The organism is Pseudomonas sp. S35 (assembly GCF_009866765.1).
Lineage (GTDB): Bacteria > Pseudomonadota > Gammaproteobacteria > Pseudomonadales > Pseudomonadaceae > Aquipseudomonas.
Genome location: NZ_CP019431.1, coordinates 4,191,239 through 4,214,507, shown reverse-complemented (window position 1 = coordinate 4,214,507; position 23,269 = coordinate 4,191,239). Strand labels below are relative to the sequence as shown.

General features: G+C 63.8%; 13 protein-coding genes. 4 read left to right on the top strand and 9 right to left on the bottom strand.

All coding sequences use genetic code 11. The annotated features are described in order from the left end of the window. Nucleotides 1–530: 530 nt before the first annotated feature. Both PspS35_RS18660 and PspS35_RS18655 read right to left on the bottom strand, forming a co-directional pair. The gene (locus PspS35_RS18660) at nucleotides 531–1,949 is read right to left on the bottom strand and encodes an efflux transporter outer membrane subunit (protein WP_159936263.1); all 1,419 of its coding nucleotides are present in this window, start codon (nucleotides 1,947–1,949) and stop codon (nucleotides 531–533) included. After that, nucleotides 1,949–2,743 carry a helix-turn-helix transcriptional regulator gene (locus PspS35_RS18655; protein ID WP_159936262.1) on the bottom strand — a complete coding sequence of 265 codons (795 nt, stop codon included), beginning with the start codon at nucleotides 2,741–2,743 and terminating at the stop codon, nucleotides 1,949–1,951. Before PspS35_RS18655 ends, PspS35_RS18660 begins: the two co-directional genes overlap by 1 nt. Before the next feature lie 487 nt (nucleotides 2,744–3,230). Between PspS35_RS18655 and PspS35_RS18650 the strand changes: the two genes are divergently transcribed. Then, entirely contained in the window at nucleotides 3,231–9,494 is a 6,264-nt protein-coding gene (locus PspS35_RS18650) for a non-ribosomal peptide synthetase (RefSeq protein ID WP_159936261.1), read from the top strand. Nucleotides 9,495–9,507: 13 nt separating this feature from the next. Here PspS35_RS18650 and arnT read toward each other — a convergent pair whose 3' ends face one another. After that, the gene (arnT, locus tag PspS35_RS18645) at nucleotides 9,508–11,172 is read right to left on the bottom strand and encodes a lipid IV(A) 4-amino-4-deoxy-L-arabinosyltransferase (protein ID WP_159936260.1); all 1,665 of its coding nucleotides are present in this window, start codon (nucleotides 11,170–11,172) and stop codon (nucleotides 9,508–9,510) included. Between the two features lie 172 nt (nucleotides 11,173–11,344). After that, nucleotides 11,345–12,058, bottom strand: a complete 714-nt coding sequence (locus PspS35_RS18640; RefSeq protein ID WP_159936259.1) for a histidine phosphatase family protein — start codon at nucleotides 12,056–12,058, stop codon at nucleotides 11,345–11,347. Between the two features lie 238 nt (nucleotides 12,059–12,296). On the opposite strand from PspS35_RS18640, the gene PspS35_RS18635 reads away from it, so the two are divergent. From PspS35_RS18635 to PspS35_RS18625, 3 genes are read left to right on the top strand one after another with little or no spacing between them, the layout of a single operon-like run. Next, nucleotides 12,297–12,965, top strand: coding sequence for an ABC transporter ATP-binding protein (locus PspS35_RS18635; protein ID WP_159936258.1), 669 nt, complete (start codon nucleotides 12,297–12,299; stop codon nucleotides 12,963–12,965). Between the two features lies 1 nt (nucleotide 12,966). After that, the gene (locus PspS35_RS18630; RefSeq protein ID WP_159938075.1) at nucleotides 12,967–15,429 is read left to right on the top strand and encodes an FtsX-like permease family protein; all 2,463 of its coding nucleotides are present in this window, start codon (nucleotides 12,967–12,969) and stop codon (nucleotides 15,427–15,429) included. After that, entirely contained in the window at nucleotides 15,419–16,480 is a 1,062-nt protein-coding gene (locus PspS35_RS18625; RefSeq protein ID WP_159936257.1) for a lipocalin-like domain-containing protein, read from the top strand. Before PspS35_RS18630 ends, PspS35_RS18625 begins: the two co-directional genes overlap by 11 nt. A gap of 176 nt (nucleotides 16,481–16,656) precedes the next feature. Here PspS35_RS18625 and PspS35_RS18620 read toward each other — a convergent pair whose 3' ends face one another. The 5 genes from PspS35_RS18620 to PspS35_RS18600 all read right to left on the bottom strand — a co-directional run bounded on the left by PspS35_RS18620 (nucleotide 16,657) and on the right by PspS35_RS18600 (nucleotide 23,144). Then, nucleotides 16,657–17,520 carry a LysR family transcriptional regulator gene (locus PspS35_RS18620; RefSeq protein WP_159936256.1) on the bottom strand — a complete coding sequence of 288 codons (864 nt, stop codon included), beginning with the start codon at nucleotides 17,518–17,520 and terminating at the stop codon, nucleotides 16,657–16,659. 172 nt (nucleotides 17,521–17,692) lie between these two features. Continuing rightward, nucleotides 17,693–18,490, bottom strand: a complete 798-nt coding sequence (locus tag PspS35_RS18615; RefSeq protein WP_159936255.1) for an alpha/beta hydrolase — start codon at nucleotides 18,488–18,490, stop codon at nucleotides 17,693–17,695. Between the two features lie 107 nt (nucleotides 18,491–18,597). Continuing rightward, nucleotides 18,598–20,010 (bottom strand): efflux transporter outer membrane subunit, encoded by a 1,413-nt coding sequence (locus tag PspS35_RS18610; protein WP_159936254.1) that lies wholly within the window; start codon nucleotides 20,008–20,010, stop codon nucleotides 18,598–18,600. After that, on the bottom strand, nucleotides 20,003–21,991 hold the full coding sequence (locus tag PspS35_RS18605) for a MacB family efflux pump subunit (protein WP_159936253.1): 1,989 nt from the start codon (nucleotides 21,989–21,991) through the stop codon (nucleotides 20,003–20,005). The genes PspS35_RS18610 and PspS35_RS18605 overlap by 8 nt, the downstream gene beginning before the upstream one ends. Continuing rightward, nucleotides 21,975–23,144: an efflux RND transporter periplasmic adaptor subunit gene (locus PspS35_RS18600; RefSeq protein ID WP_159936252.1), complete on the bottom strand. Its 1,170-nt coding sequence runs from the start codon at nucleotides 23,142–23,144 to the stop codon at nucleotides 21,975–21,977. Before PspS35_RS18600 ends, PspS35_RS18605 begins: the two co-directional genes overlap by 17 nt. Nucleotides 23,145–23,269: the final 125 nt, after the last annotated feature.

Here is a 23,269-nt window from a genome sequence, read left to right as displayed (position 1 = left end):
GAACGGGCTCTTGTAGTGAGCAGGCTTGCCCCGCGCTGGGCTGCGCAGCAGCGCCAACACCCTTTGCCACAAAGGCTTGGGTGCACGGCATTATTGAGGAATGGGGCCGCTTCGCAGCCCAGCGCAGGGCAAGCCTGCTCACTACAAGGCGTTGTCCAGCTCAAGTAGGTGCGCTCAGGTCTAGGAAGTCATGGTGAGCTTGCTCTTTGTGGTGAGCGGGCTTGCCCCGCGCTGGGCTGCGCAGCAGCGCCAACACCCTTTGCCACAAAGGCTTGGGTGCACGGCATTATTGAGGAATGGGGCCGCTTCGCAGCCCAGCGCAGGGCAAGCCTGCTCACTACAAGGTGTTGCCCAGCTCAAGTAGGTGCGCACAGGTCTAGGAAGTCATGGTGAGCTTGCTCTTTGTGGTGAGCGGGCTTGCCCCGCGCTGGGCTGCGCAGCAGCGCCAACAGCCTTTGCCACAAAGGCTTGGGTGCACGGCATTATTGAGGAATGGGGCCGCTTCGCAGTTCAGCTCAAATGGAAGTGCGCTAGCGCTGCGTTGTCAGCACCGCCCGATCTCCCCACGCGCCACCCAGCGCGGTATACAGATTCACCTCCGCCACCAACTGTGCCAGTCGATCCACAATCAGTCCCTGTTGCGCGCTGAACAGCGAACGCTGGGCGTCCAGGAATGTGAGGTTGCTGTCCACGCCGGCGCGATAGCGGTGTTGGGCCAAATCGTAATAGGCCTGGTTGGCCGCGACGAAGTCGCGCTGTGCATTGAGTTGGTCGGTAAACGTCTGGCGCGCGGCCAGGCCGTTGGCGACTTCTTGGAAGGCGGTCTGGATGGTTTTTTCGTACTGCGCCACCGTGATGTCCTTTTGCAGTTTGGCGTAGTCGAGGCTGGCGCGCAGGCTGCCGGCGTTGAAGATCGGCAGGTTGATTTGCGGCTGGAAGGTCCAACTGCCCGAGCCACCCTTGAACAGCCCCGACAGCTCGGTGCTGGTGCTGCCGGCGTTGGCCGTAAGGCTCACCGACGGAAAGAATGCTGCACGGGCCGCGCCGATATTGGCGTTGGCGGCGCGCAGTTGGTACTCGGCCTGGAGGATATCCGGGCGGCGTTGCAGCAGGTCCGACGGTAACCCGGCGGGCACGCGGGCCACCAAGTCAGCCGCCAGCGGGCGGGGCGGCAAGGTTTGATCCACCGGGCCGCCCACCAACAGGGCCAGGTTGTTGAGGTCTTGCGCAACCTGACGCGCATAGCGGGCCACGCTGGCGCGGGTGCTTTCAACGCTGGTGCGCGCTTGCACGACGTCCAGGGCCGAGGCTTTGCCCGCCGTTTTGCTGCGGCTGGTCAGGTGCAGGCTATGGTCATTGGCCACCAGGGTTTGCTCGGCCAAGTCCAACAACTCCTGGTCGGCGCGCCAGGTCAGGTAGGCATTGGCGACATTGGCCACCAGGCTCAGTTGCGCGCTGCGCCGGGCTTCTTCGGTGCCCAGGTAGGTGAGCATCGCCTGTTCGCTGAGGCTGTGCACGCGGCCAAAAAAATCCAGCTCATAGGCACTGATGCCGAGGGTGGCGGAGTAGGTGGAGGTGATCGCCGGTTTACCGCTGCCGTTCACCTCCCCAGGCACGCGCTGGCGGGTGCCGGCCCCCATCGCGGACACCGCCGGGAACAGGTCGGCCCGCTGGATGCGGTACTGCGCCTGGAAGGCCTCGACGTTCAGCGCCGCCACCCGCAGATCGCGGTTATTGACCAACGCCGCGCTGATCAGCTGGTGCAGCGCCGGGTCATGGAACAGTTGCTGCCAGTCCGAGGAGGCCGTCAGCGTCCCGGCCTGTGCCAGCGCATACACACCGGCCTGGGGATACTGCCCCGGCGTCGGCGCCTCGGGCCGCTGGTACTCGGGGATCAGCGAACAGCCGCCAAGCACGAAGACCATGCCCGTGAGGGTGAGCTTTTTCATCAGGCGCCCACCATCCATTTGGCCAAGCCATGCCGGCCACTTACGCCCAGCTTGGCGGCAGCGCGCTTGAGGTAGGTTTCGATGGAGCTGTTTTTCACACTGAGCCGTTGCGCCATCTGCGGCACCGTGCCGCCGGTCAGCAGGCCCAGGCACACTTCCTGTTCGCGCGCCGACAAGGCGATGTCGCCAAGGGACAGGCGCTTGTAGAACTCACGCTGCAATTGCGATTGCTCAAGCAACGTGTGGGCTGGCTCGGCCTGGGCGTGCGGCGTCTGGCGCAGCATCTGTGCATGGCGTTCGATCAGCGGCAGCAGGGTGTCCGACAGACACTTGAGAAACGACAGTTCGGCCAGGGAAAAGCCGCGCTGGGTATGGGGTCGGTAAAACGAAATGACGCAGCGTCGGTTGCCTTGGCGCGACACCAGGTTGCATTGGTGCGAGGTGCCACGAGGGTGGGCGCTGTTGGGTTTGGCGTTCATCTGGATCAGCAGCGGGTCCTGCATGCCGAGCATTTGCTGGAGCAGCGGGTGGTTGTCCAGCGGACGCACAGCCAGGGGCGGCGGCAAATCCTGTTTCTGGCCGGCACTGCCGAGCAGCTTGATGTCGAGCGCGCGGTCGTGCAGTTCGTCCAGGGTCCACTCGCTCAGATCGACCAGATGAATCGGCAGCCATTTGCTCACCAAGTGCAGCATATGGGCGGCAAAATCCTCGTGGCCGCTGTGTGCAATCAACTCGCCCATTTCGGCATAAAAATGCGGGCTTTGCGTGCTGCCGGTGCTGCGTTTCAAACTCATAGCCATCTCATCCTTGATGTCGAAAACCGTCAACGAACTCCCTGGGCCTCTGGGGGCGATCCGTTCCTCCTGAACGAGAGTCGGCACTCGAGATTGTATTTAGCCAGGGGATTTGTCCTACGTATGTAGCGGAAACGAGGGACACAATCTGCCATAAAAATAACGTCATTAATTCGACGTTTCTGAAGGGCAATTCCGGCTAAAAAATAACGATAGAAGTTTATGAATAATTCTAACTATATGATTTTTATCAAAAATCATATTAGTGAACATCGTGGGATCTAGAGCGACATCGGTCAAATATGGCCAATGTCCTACAGCGCTTTAATCGTTTCATCTGTGAACCTTCAGTCAACCCGGATCTATCCGTTTGGATGTCCGGGTTTAAGGTGACAGACAGCCCCCGACCCCCATGCTCAAATCCGGCAATTTCGCCGTAATGGGGCTCCCAGCGCGGTCAGTGCCTGACACCGATGAGAAGGATCTTATGCAGCATTTTCCCAGCCTGCCAGCCAGTTTTCCCCTCACTGCAGCGCAACAGGACATCTGGCTCGACCAACTGCGCGCGGGCAATTCGCCGCTGTACAACATTGGCGGTTACGTCGACTTTGAAGGCGCGGTGGTGCCCGCATTGATTCAGCGCGCTGTCGAGCAGTTGGTGGCCCGGCATGATGCGCTGCGCACCCAGTTGCACAATGGCGCCGACGGCTTGTCGCGGCAGGCGTTTGCCGCGGTGATGGCGGTCGATGTGGCGTTGCATGACGTCTCGGCCCAGCCCGACCCGCACGCCGCCAGCCAGGCCTTGATGCAGGCGCACATGGCGCGGCCCTATCCAATGGAGGGCGCGCCGCTGTTCCGTTTCTTTCTGGTCAAGCTTGCCGACAACCACTACCGCCTCGGCACCCAGGCTCATCACGTGATCCTCGACGGCTGGGGCTTTGGCCAGATGCTGCAATCCCTGGCTCATCTCTACACTGCCCTTGAACAAGGCCGCCCACCGGAACCACCGGCGCCGTCCTATATCGATTTTATCGACGCCGACCAGCACTACCGCGACTCGCCGCGCTTTGCCCGCGACCGCGCCTACTGGCTGGACAAATATCACGTGCTGCCGGAGCCGTTGCTCACCCCGAGACACGTCGCCAACTCGCCCAGCAACACCTTGGCGCAACCCTTTCCCGTGGACCTGCTCAACCGCATGGAGCAGGTGGCCAGCCGTTACCAGGCCTCGGCGTTTCATGTGCTGTTGGCGGCGATGTATGTGTATTTCACCCGCACCGCCCAGCGTCAGGACTGGGTGGTCGGGCTGCCGATTCTGAACCGGTCCAACGCGCGATTTCGCGCCACCGTGGGCCTGTTTACCCAAGTCAGCGCCGTGCGTTTGCAGTTCGATGAACACCTGCCGTTCGGTGCCTTGGTGCGCGGCGTACGCGACCAGCTCAAACAGGATTTGCGTCACCAGCGTTTCCCGTTGAGCCAGATGAACCGCGAGCTGGGCCTGCACCGCGCCGATCGCGCCCAACTGTTCGACCTGTCAGTGTCCTTCGAGCAGGATGACCATGCGCTACGCTACGGCGCGACCCAGGCCCGGGCGATCAAGGTGTCCAACCACCATGAGCCGCTGCCGCTGGCCATCCACCTGCGCAGCAACCGCTACCAGGACACGGCGTGCCTGCATTGCGTGTACAACGAGGCGTACTTCCAGCACGCCGAGGTACTCGCCTTGGCCCAGCGCTTTACCTGGTTGCTGGAGCAGGGGCTGGATAACACCGAGTTGCCCATCGGTGCGTTCTCCCTGCTCACGCCAGTTGAACAGGCCCGATTGCACCAGTGGAACGCTACCGCACAGCCCAGCGCGCAGCCACACACCCTGCACGCACGCATCGAAGCCCAGGCCGTGCGCACGCCGGACGCTGTGGCCGCGATCTATCAGGGCAGCCAGTTGACCTATGCCCAACTCAACCAAAAGGCCAATGGCCTGGCCCATCAACTGATCGAACTGGGCGTGCAACCCGATGACCGTGTGGCGATCCTGGCCCGGCGCAGTGTGGACACGCTGGTGGGTTTGCTGGGGATTCTCAAAGCCGGCGCCTGCTACGTGCCGGTCGACCCGGCCCATCCCGCCGAGCGCTTGAGCTACCTGCTGCACGACAGCGCGCCAGTGGCGGTGCTCACCCAGCACGATTTGCTACATCGCTTGCCTGCCCTGGCGGTGCCGGTGATTGAGCTGGAGCGACCGACGCTCCAGGTCGGTGCCAACCCGCACGTTGCGGTCAAACCGTCGAACCTTGCCTACGTGATCTACACCTCCGGCTCCACCGGCTTGCCCAAGGGCGTGATGGTCGAGCACCACAGCGTCTGCAACCTGGTGGACTGGCACTGCCAGGCCTTCAACCTGCACGCGGGCAGCCACACCGCCAGCGTCGCCGGCTTCGGTTTTGATGCGATGGCCTGGGAAGTCTGGCCGGCGTTGTGCGTGGGCGCCACGTTGCATCTGCCCCCGGCACACGAGGGTACGGAAGATATTGATGCGCTGCTCCATTGGTGGCGCACACAACCGTTGGATGTGTGTTTTCTGCCGACCCCCGTGGCCGAATACGCTTTCAGCCAGGGCCTGCAACACCCGACCTTGCGCACCTTGCTGATCGGCGGTGATCGGCTGCGCAGCTTCAGCCGTGCGCAGACCTTCGAGGTGATCAACAACTACGGCCCCACCGAGGCCACGGTGGTTGCCACGTCCGGGCGCGTGGATGCAGGCCAGCCGTTGCATATCGGTGCGCCCGTGGCCAACGCGGCCATCTACCTGCTGGATGACCGACAGCGGCCGGTGCCCATCGGCGTGACGGGAGAGTTGTACGTCGGCGGCAACGGCGTGGCGCGTGGTTACCTGAATCGCCCGGAACTGAGTGCCGAACGCTTTCTTGACAACCCGTTTGCGCCGGGCCGGATGTACCGCACCGGCGATCTTGCACGCTGGCTGCCCGACGGTAACCTTGACTACCTGGGCCGCAATGACGACCAGGTGAAAATCCGTGGCATGCGCATCGAGCTGGGGGAAATCGAGTCCGCCCTGGCCACCCACGCGCACGTCCAGGAAGCCGTGGTGCAGGCTCGCGATGGGCAACTGCTCGCGTGGTTTATCCCACGCCAGGCCGTGGACGTCGAAACCCTGCGCGCCCATCTGCACACCTCATTGCCGGACTACATGCTGCCGGCAGCCTACATGCCCATGGACGCGTGGCCCCTGACCGCCAACGGCAAACTCGACCGCAAGGCATTGCCGGCGCCGACCCAGGCGGCGTTCGTCACGCGCCTGTTCGAAGCCCCGCGAGCGGGTGTGGAAACCGTTCTGGCGCAGCTCTGGGTCGAGCTGTTGCAGGTGCAGCAAGTGGGCCGTCACGACCATTTCTTCGAACTGGGCGGGCACTCGTTGCTCGCGGTGCAATTGGTGCAACGCATGCGCCAGGCCGGGCTGCGCGCCGATGTGCAAGTGCTGTTCGGGCAACCGACCCTGGCGGCCTTGGCGGCGGTGAGTGACGGCCGCGACGTGGCGGTGCCGGCCAATCGCATTCCGGCTGACTGCCGCCATATCACCCCGGATTTACTGGCGCTGGCCGAGTTGGATCAAACCAGCCTGGACCGCATCGTCGCGGCCATTCCCGGCGGTGCGGCCAACGTGCAGGACATCTACCCCCTGGCGCCGCTGCAGGAAGGTTTGCTCTACCACCACCTCACCGACGAGCGCGACCCGTATCAGCAACAGGCGCTGTTCAGCTTTGAGCGGCGCGAACAATTGGACGCCTTTGCCCAGGCCCTGCAACAGGTGATCGACCGCCACGATATCCTGCGTACCAGCTTGGCCTGGGAGGCTCTGGAGCAGCCGATGCAAGTGGTGTGGCGCGTGGCGCGCTTGGGCGTTGAACCTTGGGCCGAAGGTGAGGCGCCTTTGGACTTGCGCCAGGCGCCGTTGATGGCGCTGGACTATGCCGAAGCACCCACCGGTTGGGTCGCCCGATTGCGCTTTCATCACTTGGTGAACGATGCGACGTCCACCACGATCCTGATGCAGGAAATCCGCGCCCATCTGCTCGGCCAGCAGGCGCAGTTGCCGGCGCCGGTGCCGTATCGCACGGTGGTGGCGCAGTCTCGCTCACCGACGCGCCAGGCCGCCCACGAGGTATTTTTCCGTGCGCAGCTGGGCGATGTGGACGAACCTACGCTGGCCTTCGGTGTACAAGAGCGCCAGGCCAATCGCGGGGACACCGAAGAAGCCCAGCGTGCACTCAGTGACGACCTTAATCTGCGCTTGCGGGCACAGGCCCGTGGTGTGGGCGTCAGTGCTGCCAGCCTGTTCCACCTCGCCTGGGCCCAGGTGCTCAGCCGTGTGGCGGGCCGTGACGATGGTGTGTTCGGCACCGTGCTGCTCGGTCGGTTGCAGGCCGGCGAGGGCGCCGATCGCGCCTTGGGCATGTTCATCAACACCCTGCCATTGCGCCTGCACCTGGCTGGGCAAAACGTCGCGGATGCGTTGCGCGACACCCATCGCCAACTCAGCGCCTTGCTCGCCCATGAGCACGCGTCGCTGGCCCTGGCCCAACGCTGCAGCAGCGCGGCGCCGCTGTTCAACAGCCTGCTCAATTACCGTCATACCGATGCCGAGCGCGACCTCGTGCTGGTGCCGGGCATCGCCTTGGTCAGCGCCGAAGACATCCTCAGCTACCCGCTGATGCTCAGCGTGGACGACACCGCCGGCGGCTTTCATCTCAAGGCCAAGGCCCCGCGCAAGGTCGGTGCCGAACGTATCCTGGACTACCTGCAAACCACGCTGGTCAACCTGGCCCAAGCACTGGAAAACACGCCACAAGCGCCGCTGCGTGAGGTGCAGGTGCTGCCCGCCCATGAAGTGCAGACACTGCTGCTGGACTACAACGCCACCGCTACTGATTACCCCGAAACCCTCACCGTCCAGGCCCTGTTCGAGGCTCACGCCCGGCATATTCCCCATGCAGTGGCGGTGCAGGCCGGCGAGCTGCAACTGACTTACCGCGAACTCAATGAGCGCGCCAACCGCCTGGCGTTTCACCTGCGTGAGCGTGGTGTGCAGCCGGATGCGCGTGTGGCGCTGTGCGTGGAGCGCGGGCTGGACCTGGTGGTGGGGTTGCTCGCCATTCTCAAGGCCGGCGGCGCCTATGTACCGCTGGACCCCGGCTACCCCCGCGAACGCCTCGCCTACATGCTCCAGGACAGCCAGCCGGTGGCGCTGCTGGTGCACGCAGCCACTCGCGACTTGCCAGGTGAAGTCGCCATCCCAGTGATCGATTTTGACCACAGCGCCTGGAGCCACGCGCCGGACGGCAACCCCTCGGTGCTAGGGCTGAGCGTCGCCAACTTGGCCTACGTGATGTACACCTCGGGCTCCACCGGCACGCCCAAGGGCGTGATGATCGAACATCGCGGCCTGGGCAACCTGATGCACTGGGGCTCGCAACTGTGCCCCAATGCCGAGGGCGGAGCGCTGCTGCAACGGGCGCCGTTCAGCTTCGATGGGTCGGTGTGGGAGCTGTTCTGGCCGCTGGCCAACGGCATGCGATTGGTGCTGGCGCGGCCCGATGGCCATCGCGAGCCGGCCTACCTGGCGCAAGTGATCCGCGAGCAACAGATCAGCGTGATCAAATTCGTACCGGCGATGTTGCAGCAGTTCCTTGAACTGGAGGAGTCCGCCCTGTGCACCAGCCTCACCGATGTGCTGTGTGGCGGCGGCGAGCTCACCGAAGCCCTGGCCCGTGCCGTGCAGGCGCGCTTGCCCAAGGTGCGCCTGCACAACGTCTACGGCCCCACCGAAGCCACGGTCGACAGCAGCGCCTGGACCCTGGAGCCCGGCGCACCTGTGCCCACGCTGCAACTGCCCATCGGCCGGGCGATCAACAACACGCGCCTGTACGTGCTGGACGCACACGATGCGCCGGTGCCCATGGGCGTCAGCGGCCAGTTGCACATCGGCGGCGTTGGCGTGGCCCGTGGGTACCTGGGGTTGGAACAGATGACGGCCGAGCGCTTTATCGACAGCCCGTTTGTGCCGGGGGATCGGCTGTACCGCACCGGCGACCTGGTGCGCTACCTGCCGGACGGCAACCTGGAATTCCTCGGGCGTAACGACTTCCAGGTCAAGCTGCGTGGCGTGCGTCTGGAACTGGGGGAAATCGAATCGTGCCTGCTGGCGCATCCGGCATTGCGTGAGGTGGCGGTGCTGATTCGCGATGAGCGACTGGTCGCCTACTTCACCCCGCGCGGGCCGGCGCCAAGCCTGGAAGACTTGCGCGTTCATGTGCTGGAGCAGTTACCGGAATACATGGTGCCGGCGGCCTTCGTCGCGCTTGAAGAATTACCCCTCAACCCCGCCGGCAAACTCGACCGCAAGGCATTGCCAGAACCGGGTGTGGACGCGGTGCTCAGCCGCGCCTATGAAGCGCCCCAGGGCGAAGTGGAAACCCTGATGGCCGAGATCTGGGCGCAGGTGCTCAAGCTGGAGCGGGTAGGGCGCCACGACCACTTCTTCGAACTGGGCGGGCACTCCCTGCTGGCGGTGAACCTGGTCGCGCACCTGCGCAAGGCCGGGCTGGAGGTGGATGCGCGGAGCGTGTTCAGTCAGCCGACCCTGGCGCAATTGGCCGCGCGCGCGGTGACGCAGGTGCAGCGTGTGGAGGTGGCGCAGACGGCGATTCCGCAGCTTGATCGTCGGCGGCGGATATGAATGGGAAAGGCGGTCAATGCGCAGCAGGCAACTGCGGATACAGAATCAGCTGCAAATACCCCTTGGAATAACGCTTACCTCCCAGCGGCAACTGCCCAACCTCGCGCATTTCACTGGTGCTGTTGACCCGCATGAGCACGCCCACCGAGCCGTGCTGGCGTGCTTCGTGGAGCCAGGCCTGTACCTCGCCCAGCTCGATTTTGCGCTGGCCTGCATCCGCGAACTGCAAGCCGTAGCGCAACTCGCCTTCGGTGTCATACAGCGTCACATCGGCGCGCTGCAGGCGCCAGGCGAGGGCGCTGGCGCTGCCCAGTTCGTTGCTCAGCAGGGCATGGGTGTGTTGCAGCGCGTCCAAGTGTTCGAGCACGAACGGGTCGGGCATTTCGTTATCGGCGATCTGCGCCGGCATGCTCGCCGGCAGCAGGATCACCAGCACGCCGATGCCCAGGGCCGGCATCGCCCATAGCGTGAGCGGGCGCAAGGCTTGCAGCAGGTTGGTGAGGATCCACACCAGCAACACGATAAAGGCCAGGGACAGGCCGACCATCTCGGCGTGGCTGTTGCTGTACAGCGGTCTGGCGATTTGCAGGTAGAGCAGGCCGATCATGGCCGCCATGCCGATCACCACGTTGAGCAGGCCATTGAGCCTGATCGTGCGTGGGTGGCCGTTGCGCAGCAGGTCGCTCAAGGTGTGTCCCATCAGCAATGCCAGGGGCAACAGGCACGGCATGATGTAGGTCGGCAGCTTGCCGTTGCTCAGGCTGAAAAACCCCAGCGGTAGCAGCAGCCACAAGGCCAGGAAACCAACGGCGGGCTGGCGTTTTTGCTGCCAGGCCTGGCGCAGCGTGTTGGGCAGCAGGCCGGCCCAGGGCAGGCATGCCACGGCGAGGATCGGCAGGAAGAACCACCAGGGTCGCACGTGCTGGGCGTTGTCGGCGCTGAAACGGCGAATGTGTTCATTCCAGAAAAAGAAGCGCCAGAAGTCCGGCTCCTGGTGATGGATCGCCAGCACCCAGGGCAGGCACACCAGCACCGCTACGCCCACCGCCAGCGGTCCATACCGCAGTAGCTCGCCCTGGCGCCGTTGCCAAAGCATATAGGGCACGGCAATCAACACCGGCAGCGCCCACGCCAGGAAACCCTTGGTCATGAAGCCCATTGCACACCCAAACCCCAACACGGCCCAGGCGCCCAGGCGGCTGCGCGAGGTACGGCTGTCGAGGGCAAACCACAGCGCCACCAGGCTCAGGTTGACCCACAGGGTGAACTGCGGGTCGAGGTTGGCGTACCCCGCTTGTCCAGCCACCAGGCCAACGCTCAGGTAAAGCAGGGCACAGGCGAAGCTTTTTCGCGGGTCGTTCCACAGGCGACGAGCGATCAGGTACGCGAGCAGCACGCTCAAGCCGCTGGTCAGGGCCGAGGCGATGCGTACGCCGAACAGGTTCTGGCCAAATACTTCTTGGCCGAGGGCAATCAGCCAATAACCGGCGGCGGGTTTTTCGAAATAGCGGATGCCCATGAAGTGCGGCGCTACCCAATTGCCGGTCTGGAGCATTTCCTGGCTGATCTGGGCGTAGCGGGTCTCATCCGGGGTCCACAGGCCGTGCAGGCCCAGGGGCAATACGTAGAACGCGGCCAAGGCAAGTAACAATAACCACAGGGGATTTAAACGGGGCATGAACGCGTCGCTCCTTGACGTTTAAAGCCAGGGTTTTCAAGTAATGAGGTCATCATGCAAACAGTCACAGCCGTCACTAAGTAACAGGGGGAGAGTCAGGGGGTGATTAATTAAATGGCGCAACTAAACATGCCAGAAGGGGGCTGTCTTTTTGCTGAACATCGTTAGTCACTTAGAAGTGCTTGAGCGCCGCCGGCCAGTCCGGGTTATTCACGATGCCCAGGGTCTTGAATTGACCGTTGGGCAACACTTGCACGAACAGCGCGCTGCCGTACTCGGGGAATGCCGCACGGGGGAAGCCCTGGGCTTTTTCGAAGTCGGCGATGCAACCGCTGTGCGTCACAAATACCAGGTTGCGCCCGGGCTGCTTGTGGCTGAGCAGTTCTTCGCCCATGGCCGCGCCGCAGACGGCCTGCTGGCCGGAGGTCAGCTCGTTTTTACCGAACATGAAGCGCAAGGTCTGGGCGGTACGAATGGCCGGGCTGGCGAGCACGTCGCTGCCGTCCATACCCAATGATTTAAAGGCCTTGCCGAGTGCTTCGGCCTGTTGGCTGCCGTTGATCGTCAGGCCTTCGACCGGCCCCAGGCACGGGTTGGTCGAACGGTCGCAGCGCTCTTCATGGCGCACCAGCACGATCACGTCGCCGTCGCGCCACAGCGGCATGACCTGGGAGGTCAACAGGCGATTGCCCACGCCAAGATCCCGTGGCGAAGCCGGCCAGAGCAGGCCGCAGGCGAGCACCACGGCGATCACGGCGATGCCTGGCCAGCGCCGATGCAGGCGTTTGAAAAAAGCCCGGGGCGAGCGTGGTTTGGTCAGGGTAATGTCTACCACTTCATTCACCTTGGACACTGTTGGCAATGTTGTATTAATTAGGCGCAACATGTTGGGCAATAGCCGCAGTGACACAGGAGGCTGTCACAGGGCTGCTGTCTTTTCGCTGAACATGCGGCGCTTATAAAAGTTGTCAGGCGTGGCAACTAATCAAGAGGCCGACGCGTGACGCATAACCGGCAATTTAGAGGGGAGCAAGTGGGCAGCCGGTGAAATCCATGTGAAAAATTTGCGTGGCCCCTGGGCGCAGCCGTTATTCTCGATGGCCGCCCATCAATCGAGTGCTCCCATGTTGCAGGTGCAAGGTGTCTTCAAAAGCTACGCCACCCCTCAAGGCCCGTTGGCGGTGCTGGCCGGTGTGGACTTGCACCTGGCCTCACGCAGCAGCCTGGCGTTGATGGGCGAGTCGGGCAGTGGCAAGAGCACGTTGTTGCACTTGGTGGCGGGGCTTGATCGGCTGGATCGCGGCAGTATCCAGGTGGGTGAACAGCGTCTCGACCAGATGAGCGAGGCGCAACTGGCCCACTGGCGGCGCACTGAAATCGGTCTGGTGTTCCAGCAGTTCAACCTCATCGGCAGTTTGCGCGTCGACGACAACCTGGCGTTCCAGGCCCGACTGGCGGGGCGTTTTGATCCGCTCTGGCAGGCGCAGTTGGTGGAACGCCTGGGCCTGGGTGACTTGCTCAGGCGTTATCCGGAACAGCTCTCGGGCGGCCAGCAACAGCGGGTTGCAGTCGGACGGGCGTTGGCATCGCGGCCAGGTTTGTTGTTGGCCGACGAGCCCACCGGCAACCTCGACGAAGCCACCAGCGACGAGGTGCTGCAACTGCTGCTGGACCTGTTGCGCGACAGCCCCACCAGCCTATTGATGGTCACCCACAGCCCCCGCATCGCTGCGCGGCTCGACCAGCAGGTGGTGTTGCATCATGGTCGTGTGCTGCCGGCGGATGCGCGCTGACGTGGCGGTGTTTTATTGGACACTGCGCGCCTTGCTCAGCCATTGGCGGCGTCACCCGGTGCAGTTTTTCAGCGTGCTCACCGGCCTGTGGCTGGCGACCGCACTCTTGACCGGCGTGCAGGCGCTCAACAGCCAGGCGCGCGACAGTTATGCCCGCGCCAGCCAGTTGATCGGCGGCGAACCCCAGGCCAGCCTCAGTGCGCCGGACGCTGCCAGTTTCCCGCAAACGCTGTTTGCCCAATTGCGCCGCGCTGGTTGGCCGGTATCTCCGGTGGTGCAGGGGCGGGTGCAACTTAAGGGGCATGAGGACGCGCGCCTGCAATTGATGGGCATCGACCCGCTGTCATTGCCCGGCACCGGCGCGGTGGCGGGGCAACGTTTGAGCCAGGCGCAGATGCTCGCCTTCTTTGAGCCGCCGGGGCGTACCTGGATCGCGCCGCAAACCTTGCAGGCCCTGGGGCTGCACGAGGGGCAGCAACCCCTGGCGCTGAACGGGCAACGCCTGCCGCCCCTGCAAGCTCAACCCGACATGGCGCCCGGCCTGTTACTCACCGATATCGGCTTTGCTCAACCCCTGCTTCAGATGCCTGGGCAGCTATCGCGACTGCTGCTGGACAAGGCCTTCGCCGCTGGCCATCCCACGCCTCCCGCCGGGCTGCAACTCAGGCAGGGCGAGGACAACAACCTGGCGCGCCTGACCGAGAGCTTTCACCTGAACCTTGACGCGTTGGGCTTCCTGTCCTTTGTGGTGGGGCTGTTTATCGTGCACGCCGCCATCGGCCTGGCCCTGGAGCAACGGCGCGGGCTGCTGCGCACCTTGCGTGCCTGCGGGGTCAGTGCGCGTTTGTTGATCCTCGGGCTTGGGGTGGAGTTGGGTGTGTTGTCGCTGCTGGGCGGCGTGCTCGGCGTCGCCAGCGGCTACCTGCTGGCCAGCCTATTGCTGCCGGATGTGGCTGCCAGCCTGCGCGGCTTATATGGCGCCGAAGTACCGGGGCAGTTGAGCCTGAGCCCTTGGTGGTGGCTGGCGGGGCTGGGCTTGAGCCTGTTGGGTGCCGTGCTTGCGGGCGCCAGCAGTGTGTGGCGGGCGGCGCGCCTGCCGTTGCTGGCGTTGGCCAACGCCCAGGCCTGGCACGAGGCCCATGGCCGTTGGTTACGGCGCCAGGGCTGGGTCGCCGCAGCGGCGTTGCTGATCGCACTGTTGGCGCTTTGGCTGGGCGATAGCCTGGCCGCTGGTTTTGTCGTGATGGCGGCGTTGCTGCTCGGCGCGGCCTTGGGCTTGCCGGTGCTGCTCAACGGGCTGCTCAAGGCGGTGTTGGGGCGCAGCCGTACGGTACTTGGCCAGTGGTTTCTTGCCGATTGCCGCCAACAACTGCCGGCCTTGAGCCTGGCGCTGATGGCGCTGCTGCTGGCCCTGGCCGCGAATATCGGTGCCGGCTCCATGACGTCGGGCTTTCGCCATACCTTCAATAACTGGCTGGAACAACGCCTGACTGCCGAGCTGTACCTCAACCCGCAAACCCCGGCGCAGGCTGCTCAGCTCAGCACCTGGCTGGCGCACCAACCGTTGGTACAAAGGGTGTTGCCGACCTGGCAGGTCGCCGTGCAAGTGCAGGGCTGGCCGGCGGATCTGTTCGGGGTGGTCGACGATCCGACCTATCGCGAGCACTGGCCCTTGTTGGACGCCGCCGATGCACCTTGGGACCGCTTGCTGCGTGACGACACCGTGATGCTCAGCGAGCAGTTGGCGCGCAGGCTTTCAGTCAGGCTCGGGGATTGGATCGATATCCCCACACCCCAAGGTGTCTGGTCACCCAAGGTGGTGGGGGTCTACGCCGATTACGGCAATCCCAAGGGGCATATCCTGGTCAATTCCGAGCACCTGCTGGTGCACTGGCCGACCCTCTCGCCGGCGCGTTTGAACCTGCGTGTCGCGCCGCCCGATGTGGCGCCACTGGTGCGAGACGTGCGGCATGCATTTGCCCTGGACGACAGCCGCATCGTCGATCAACAGCAACTCAAGGGCTGGTCGAGCCAGGTGTTCGAACGCACCTTCGCGGCGACCGCAGCCCTCAACAGCCTGACCTTGGGCGTGGCTGGCGTAGCACTGTTCATCAGCCTGCTGACCCAGAGCCAGAGCCGCCTCGGCCAACTGGCACCGCTGTGGGCGCTGGGGGTGACGCGGCGGCAGTTGATGCTGCTGAACCTGGGGCAGACCTGGCTGCTGGCGGTGCTCACCCTGATGCTGGCGTTGCCACTGGGAGTGCTGCTGGCGTGGTGCCTGGACGCGGTGATCAACGTGCAAGCCTTTGGCTGGCGCCTGCCATTGCAAGTGTTCCCCTGGCAGCTCGCACAATTACTCGGGTTGGCGATGCTGGCCACCTTGTTAGCATCGGCCTGGCCGCTTTGGCAGTTGTACCGCAGCCGCCCGGCGGATTTGCTTCGGACCTTTGCCCATGAAGATTAAGGCGTTGATCTGCGCGTTATGGCTGCTGGCGGCCTGTGACAAAGTCCCCGCACCCCAGGAGAGCTTCGCAGGCCTGGGCAGCGATGCAGCGGACTTTGCCCAAGTGGTACCCGGCAAAGTGTTCAGCTTTCCCGAGGACCACGGCCCCCATGACGGCTTTCGCATTGAGTGGTGGTACGTTACCGCCAACCTCAAGGACGCCGAGGGCCATGTGTTCGGCGTGCAATGGACGCTGTTTCGCAACGCTTTGAAAGCCGGGCCGACCCAGGCCGGCTGGCAGGATTCGACGGTGTGGCTCGGCCATGCCGCTGTCACCTCCGCCAACCGCCACTACGCCGCCGAACGCCTGGCCCGTGGCGGTGTTGGCCAGGCCGGTGCCCAGGCCGCGCCGTTCACTGCGTGGATCGACGATTGGAACTTTGCCAGCCGTCCTGGCGCTGCCAGTGCATTGGCGGATATGCAACTCAAGGCCAGCGATGCGCACTTTGCCTACGACCTGCGCCTGACCTCCAGTCGGCCACTGGTGTTGCAAGGGGACAACGGCTACAGCCGTAAATCCGACCAGGGCCAGGCGTCGTATTACTACAGCCAGCCGTTCTTCACCGCCAACGGCAGCGTCAGCCTCGACGGCAAAACCTATCAGGTCAGCGGCCCGGCCTGGCTCGACCGCGAATGGAGCAGCCAACCGCTGAGCGCGAGCCAGAGCGGTTGGGACTGGTTCTCCCTGCACCTGGACCGGGGTGCGCAACTGATGCTGTTTCGCGTACGCCAGAAGGACGGCGGCGGTTATCTCACGGGCACGTGGATTGATGCCCAAGGGCGTACCGAGACCTTGCATAACGCTGACATCCAGCTGGCACCGCTGGAAACCACGACCATTGATGGGCGCCACCTGCCTACGCGCTGGTCGCTGAAAATTCCCGGCAAACAACTCGACATCACCACGCAAGCCATCAACCCGAACGCCTGGATGAACCTGAACATCCCGTATTGGGAAGGGCCGGTGCGGTTTGAGGGTGGTGTCGGCTACCTGGAAATGACCGGGTATTGAGGGTTCTTCCGTTTTATCTTCCTGGCAGAGGGGGGTAACGATGTCTTTTTTCGTTTACACCTTGGTAATGAGCATTGGAGCGTATCGTTGATACCGTCTCGCGATAATTTGGGCTGTCCGTTGGGGGGATGGGGGCATTTGGCTCTAGAGGGAGCCCCCTGTTCACGGCAGCAGACTCACATCAGCGGATCCCAGCGTTGCGACCAGTCGCTTTCGGCCTTGACCACTTCGCGCAGCAGAGCCAGCGCCTGTTGCAACACCGCCGAGTCACGCGCCCGCGAGTACACCAGGTACGTCGGGAAGCTGAACTCCGGGGCCTTGGGGACGCGCTGCATCACGCCGCTGTCCAGGTAGCTTTGCACCACCCGCGTGCGGAAATACCCCGCGCCGCCATTTTCGAGAATGTATTGCAAGGCCAAAGGCCCCAGGTTGAAGCTCACCGCAGCACGGGCCTTGTCGGGCAGGGCGGCATCATGCTGCTGGCGAAAGCCCGGGCCCCAGTCGATGTAGACGTAGGGGGACGGCTTGCTCACCAACTGCACCAAAATCAGTTTTTCCTCGAGTACCTGTTCCACCTGCAACCCCGGCCAGTACTGCGGCTGGAACACCAGGGCGGCGTCGAGCACGCCGAGTTCCAGTTGGCGCAGCAGGTATTCGCCTTCACGTACATCGGTGCGCAGGGCATGCCCTGGGATATGTTCGCGCAACGCCTGGGCCCAGCCCAGCATCAACGGGTTGCACAGGCTCACTTCACCGCCGATATGCAGCACATTGCGATAGCCATCGGGCAACGGCAGGTCGCGGCGTGCGGCTTCCCAGGTTTGCAGCAGTTGGTTGGCGTACACCACAAACGCCTCGCCGTCGGCAGTCAGGCGTGCGCCGGCGCGGTTGCGCACAAACAGTGTGCTGCCCAACTGGCTTTCCAGGCTTTTGACCCGTGCGGTGATCGCGGTCTGGGTGACGTGCAGTTTCTCGGCCGCTGCGGCCAGGCTGCCGCAGCGGGTGATTTCGAGGAAGGTACGTGCCAGTTCGATGTCCATGAAGCCCCCAGGGATGAATGGGGGACATTGTAGAGGCCGGGGACAGGAATGCGGTTGAAAAATACCCCGGCCCGGGCGGGTGGCTTCGGTGATACATGAGCGGCTCGGCAATCAGGCGAGCAACTGGGGTTTGCATCGCAATCATGCGGATAAGTTTCTTTAACGGGCAGCGTCATCGCAGTGTGTCGTGGTCTGTGGCACGTGGCGGCAAACGGTGGGCGACGCCCCGGCTGTCCAGATCAAGACAATGGGTCGACGGTGGTGGCTTTCTGCCGTAGGCCAGGAAATCGCCCACCCAACGGTTGATACAGCTACCCGCGTCCGGTTTGGCCGATTCCTTGAGGTGCAGTTGCGCGACGTGGGACGCGCCACTCATGCCTTGCTCGGCGTTGACCAGTACCATGCGTGCGACACGTTTGGGAAACAGCGCCGCGTAGCGGCTGCCCAGGCGAGTGGCATCGGCGTTTCCCAGGTAGTGCAGTTGTGCATCGCCCAATTGCGTGCGGACGAACTCCATGTCCCGCGCGGCCTGTTCGACCTCGGACTCGAGGGTGAGGTCGCGAGGGCTGAGTTCAATGACGTCGTACTCGTTGAGCAAGGTGCGATGGGCTTGCGTGGAGTACGCGCCCCAGCGGCTGGCCAGGTGAACGGCAAAGGTGCCGCCATGGTCTTTTTGCAGGGTGTCACCGGCCAGGGCGAAGACCACGCCCTTGCGGCTCAGCGGTTTGCGGGCGCCGACGCGGGTCAGGTAGAGGTTCAGGCTGCCTTGGTCGGGGGCGGCATAGTTGAGTGGCACCGCCACGATGCCGCACTGGGTTCGCTCCAGTACCTCGCGGTCCAGGCGCTCAACTGCGGGAAGAGGGCAGTCCAGCAGCCAGTCGATGGCGGTGGGTTTGATCAGCGACTCGGCATGACCGGTGCTCGCCACCAGCCCGATACAGGCGCACGCGAGGTGTTTTGCGACAGTCATCAAGAGGTCCTGGGCAGCCGTGAAATAGTGGCTTTTTTACCAAGGACCCAGGGCCTAAGAATGTAGGGGACGGAGATGACTCGTGTACGAAACGAGAATTTCGTACATCAGATGCTGCTATTCCAGCCACCCCCCAGCGATTTGTACAAGGCGATGCTGGCTTGCAGGCGCGACAACCGCAGTTGCACGTTCAGGTCCTGGGCGGCGTACAGCGTGCGCTGGGTCTCCAGCACGGTGAGCAAGTCTTCGGCGCCGGCCTGGTAGCGACTTTCGGCGATCTGGAACGCGGTCTGGGCCTGTTGCAGTTCTTCGGTTTGCCATTGGCGCTGCTGGTCCAGGCGGGTGATGCTGCTGAGCGCTTTTTCCACATCGGCGAAACCGTTGATGATTGCACCGCGGTAGGTCTGCAGCAGTTCGTCCTGGCGCGCACGGGCCTTGTCACGTTCGGCACTTAAACGCCCGTTGTTGAAGATCGGCCCGACCAGCCCGGCGGTCAGTGTGTAGTAGGGGCTGCGCAGGATTTCCACGGCTTTGTAGGCATCGGAGCCCAGCGTGGCCCCTAGGGTCACGGCGGGCAGCATGGCCGCGCGGGCCACGGTGACATTCGCCTGCGCCGCTGCCAGTTCGGCTTCGGCCTTGGCCAGGTCGGGGCGCCGGCTTAGCAACTGGCTCGGCACGCCGGGGCCGATATTCGGCCAGGTGAGTGCCTGGAAAGACTCGGTGCCCAGGTCCAGCGCCTGCACTGGCTGGCCGACGAGGGCGGCGAGGGTGATCCGGGACTCTTCGGCCAATTGCTGAATCAACGGCAATTGACGCTGTTGGCTGGCCACCAGGCTTTTTTGCTGGGCCAGTTCGAGGGCGGTGGCGGAGCCCGCGTCGTAGCGGGTTTGCACCAACGCCAGCACGTTGCGCGCATTGGCCAGGTTCAACTCGGCGATCTGCTGGCGCTGGCGTGCAGCCAGGGTTTGCGCGTAGCGGTCGGCCACGTTGCTGAGCAAGGTCAGTTCCACCGTGGCCTGGTCATACTGGCTGGCCCGCAGGCTGTGCAACGCACTGTCGCGCGCAGCGGCGCGGCCGCCCCAGAAGTCCACTTCATAGCTGGCGGTGAAGTTGGCGCCGAAGTTGTCGGCCACATCATCGCTGGACGTCGCATCCAGGTCCGGGCCGCCATTGCCGCGCAATAGCTTCTGGTGGCTGGTGGTGAGGTTGAAATTGACTTCGGGCAGCAGGGGCGCGCCGGCAATCACTGCACTGGCCTGGGCCTGGCGCACACGTGCCGTGGCGGCGGCCACGTCGAAGCTGTCACGCCGGGCCTGGTCGACCAGGCGGTTCAACTGCGCGCTGCCAAATTGCATCCACCAGCGTTGGTTGGTGGCCTGGGCGGCGTCGCGCTCGGCAAACTGCCAGGCGTTCGGGGCCGCGATGCCGCTGTCGGCGTTTGGCGGGTTGCCGGTGCAGGCCGTGAGCAGCAGGCTCAGGCTGAGTAGGGACAGGTGCGTGGGAATGGATCGTTTATTCACTGGTCAACGCCTTAACCGGATCGAGCCGGGCAGCTTTACGGGCCGGCATAAAGCCGAATACGACGCCGGTGACCAGCGCACAACCAAAGGCACCCAGTACCGCCAACAGGGAAAACTGCACGGCCACCTTGGCCAGCACCAGTACACCGCCCACCAACAGGGCCAGGGCAATACCGCACAACCCGCCCACCACCGAGAGCATGACCGCCTCAGTCAGGAACTGGCGCAGGATGTCGCGCTGCCGGGCGCCGGTGGCCATGCGGATGCCGATTTCACGGGTTCGCTCGCGCACGGTCATCAACATGATGTTCATCACGCCGATACCGCCCACCAGCAGCGAGATCGCCGCAATCGAGCCGAGCATCAGCGACAGGGTGTTCTGGGTGCGGGCCTCGGCCTGGATCATGGCGGCGTTGTTGGTCAGTTCGTAGTCGCGCTTGCCGTGGTGCAGCCGTTGCATCAACTGGTCGATGGCCACTTCGGCCTCGTGGACCCGGCTGGCATCGGCGGCGGCAATCACCACGTACTCTGGGTTGTAGCTGCCGAACAGGCGCACGCTGGCGGCGGTATAAGGAATGGCGATGCGGTCGTCGCTGTCTTTGTTGCCGGAGCTTGAGCCTTTTTCCGCGAGCACGCCGATCACCTGGAACGGCACGTTCTCGATGAGGATGTATTGGCCGATCGGGTTGACCAACCCCTTGAATAACTTTTCCTTGATGCGATGGCCGATCACGGCAACAGTGGCCCCGGCACGCTCGTCGGCCTCGGTGAAGTAACTGCCTTCGACCACCGGCCAGTTGAAGATCAGCGGAAAATGAGTGTCGTTGCCGCCCACATAAGCCATGTAGTCGACGTTACCGAAACGCACCCCGGCCTCGGTGCCGTTGACCGGCATGATCCTTTTGACCTGAGGCAATGCCGACAGGGCCTTCACATCGTCGAGGGTCACAATGCCCAGCGGCGTGCGCGGGTTGGGCGAGGAGCCGCTCAGGTACAGGATGTTGGAGCCGAAGGCGCCCATCTGCGCCATGACCTGGCGCTTGCTGCCTTCGCCCACCGCCAGCATCACCACCACCGAGGCCACGCCGATGATGATCCCCAGCAAGGTCAGCGCGGTGCGAAAGCGGTTGATCCACATCACGCGCCAGGCGGCCTGCACTGCGTCCAGCAGTTCAGCCTTCCATGCGCCATTGTGTTCGGCGCCGTCGACCAGGCGTTGGCGCAGGTCCACGGCTTGCAATGCGCCACGGGTGGCTTGAGGGGCTGCTTCGCTTTCATCGGCCGAGTCGCTGATGATCAAGCCATCGCGAATCTCGATGATACGGTTCGCCCGCGCCGCCACTTCGCGGTCGTGGGTGATGAGGATCACCACGTGGCCCTGGCTGGCCAGTTCGTCCAACAGGGTCATCACCTCGGCGCCGCTATGGCTGTCGAGGGCACCGGTGGGTTCGTCGGCGAGAATGATGTGGCCACCGTTCATCAGCGCGCGGGCGATCGACACCCGCTGCTGCTGGCCGCCGGACAGCTGGTGGGGGCGGTTTGCGGTGCGTTCGGCCAGGCCCAGGCGGGTGAGCAGGGCGTTGGCCCGTGCATGGCGCTCGGTGGCGCTGATGCCGGCGTAGATCGCGGGCATCTCGACGTTTTCCTGGGCCGAGCCCGAAGGAATCAGGTGGTAGCCCTGAAACACAAAGCCAAAGGCTTCGCGACGTAGCCAGGCCAGTTCGTCACTGTCCAAGTGGGCGACATTTTCCCCGGCGAACAGGTACTCGCCGATGCTGGGCCGGTCGAGGCAGCCGAGGATATTCATCAGCGTGGACTTGCCTGAACCGGAGGCGCCCACGATGGCGACAAACTCCCCGGCATGGATCGACAGGTCGATGCCGCGCAGTACATCGACCTGCGGGCTGTCGCCGCCGCCGTAGGATTTGCGGATGTTCTTGAGTTCGATCAGGGGCGTGGTCACCTCAACCCCCGTTGCCATCGGCCGGGCCGATCAGCAGATGATCGCCTTCGTGGAGGCCGTCCAGCACTTCGACCCGCAAGCGGTCGCTGATGCCCAGGCGCACTTCGCGCTCTTCGATGCGACCGTTTTTCGCGACTACGCGGGCGATCTGCTTGTCGCCACTTGAGGTGCCCAGCAGCGCTGCAACCGGTGCGGTGAGGGCGTCCTTGACTTGGCCGGCGACGAAAAACACCTGGGTGGTCATTTCAGCCATCAAGGCGTTGTCGCCGTTGTCCACGTCCAGCAGCACGGTATAGAGCACCACACGGCCGGTGCCGCTTTTGCCGGAGCTGTTGGGGCTGCCGCTGCCTCGGGTTTCGTTCAAGGGTTTGGGCGGGATCGGCAGGATCTGCCGCACGGTGCTGGTCCAGCGTCGGTTACCGCCGCTCAGGGTGGTGAAATAAGCGGTCATGCCGGGCTTGACGTGGCCGATGTCGGCCTCCGAGACTTCGGCCCAGACGGTCATCGGCGACAACTTGGCAATACGCAGGATCAACGGCGTCTGTTGCTGGGCATTGAGGGTCTGGCCGACCCGTGCGTCCACCGCGACCACGGTGCCGCTCATCGGCGCATAGATGCGCGTGTAGCCCAACTCCGCCTCGTCGCTGCGCAGGCTGGCCTGGGCCTGGAGGATCTGCGCCTGGAACATGTCGACCCGTGCTTGGGTGGCACTCAATTCGGCCTTGGCGGTTTGCACATCCTCTTCGCGGGTAGCATTGCCTGCTGCCAGGCGCTGCTGGCGCTGGTACTTCTGGCGTGCCAGTTCGTGCAGAGCCTTCTGTTCCTGTAGTTGGGCCTTGAGGTTTTCGATGGCATAGCGGCTGGCGTCGAGCTTGGCTTTTTGCGTCGAGGGGTCGATTTCCACCAGCAATTGGCCTTCCTGGACCTGGTCGCCGGCTTCTACATGGATCTTGCGAATCTGCCCGGAGGCCTGCGCGCCCACATCCACATAACGGCGCGGCTGCAGGGTCCCCAGGGCGGTCACGCTGTTTTCGATATCCCCGCGGGCCACGGTGACGGTGCTCAGCGTATCGCGCCCTGGCGGCAGTACCTGCCAGGCGGCGACGGCAATGATGGGGGTCAGGCACGCCGCAACTAGCAGGGCGCGTCGGGCAGGTCGAGGGCGTTTCATGCTTAGGTTCCAGCCAGGGAAGTTCGGAGCGCAGTTGCGCAGAGCTGACAGTTAAACGAGATAATCGCGTGCAGATTTAGGCTGTTACACACCGTGTAACAGGTGCCTGAGGTAAAAAAAACGAC

Bases quoted from the DNA above. Each gene is read 5' to 3' on its own strand.
- PspS35_RS18660 (WP_159936263.1), bottom strand. From the start codon at position 1,949: ATGAAAAAGCTCACCCTCACGGGCATGGTCTTCGTGCTTGGCGGCTGT.
- PspS35_RS18655 (WP_159936262.1), bottom strand. From the start codon at position 2,743: ATGAGTTTGAAACGCAGCACCGGCAGCACGCAAAGCCCGCATTTTTAT.
- PspS35_RS18650 (WP_159936261.1), top strand. From the start codon at position 3,231: ATGCAGCATTTTCCCAGCCTGCCAGCCAGTTTTCCCCTCACTGCAGCG.
- arnT (WP_159936260.1), bottom strand. From the start codon at position 11,172: ATGCCCCGTTTAAATCCCCTGTGGTTATTGTTACTTGCCTTGGCCGCG.
- PspS35_RS18640 (WP_159936259.1), bottom strand. From the start codon at position 12,058: ATGTTGCGCCTAATTAATACAACATTGCCAACAGTGTCCAAGGTGAAT.
- PspS35_RS18635 (WP_159936258.1), top strand. From the start codon at position 12,297: ATGTTGCAGGTGCAAGGTGTCTTCAAAAGCTACGCCACCCCTCAAGGC.
- PspS35_RS18625 (WP_159936257.1), top strand. From the start codon at position 15,419: ATGAAGATTAAGGCGTTGATCTGCGCGTTATGGCTGCTGGCGGCCTGT.
- PspS35_RS18620 (WP_159936256.1), bottom strand. From the start codon at position 17,520: ATGGACATCGAACTGGCACGTACCTTCCTCGAAATCACCCGCTGCGGC.
- PspS35_RS18615 (WP_159936255.1), bottom strand. From the start codon at position 18,490: ATGACTGTCGCAAAACACCTCGCGTGCGCCTGTATCGGGCTGGTGGCG.
- PspS35_RS18605 (WP_159936253.1), bottom strand. From the start codon at position 21,991: ATGGCAACGGGGGTTGAGGTGACCACGCCCCTGATCGAACTCAAGAAC.
- PspS35_RS18600 (WP_159936252.1), bottom strand. From the start codon at position 23,144: ATGAAACGCCCTCGACCTGCCCGACGCGCCCTGCTAGTTGCGGCGTGC.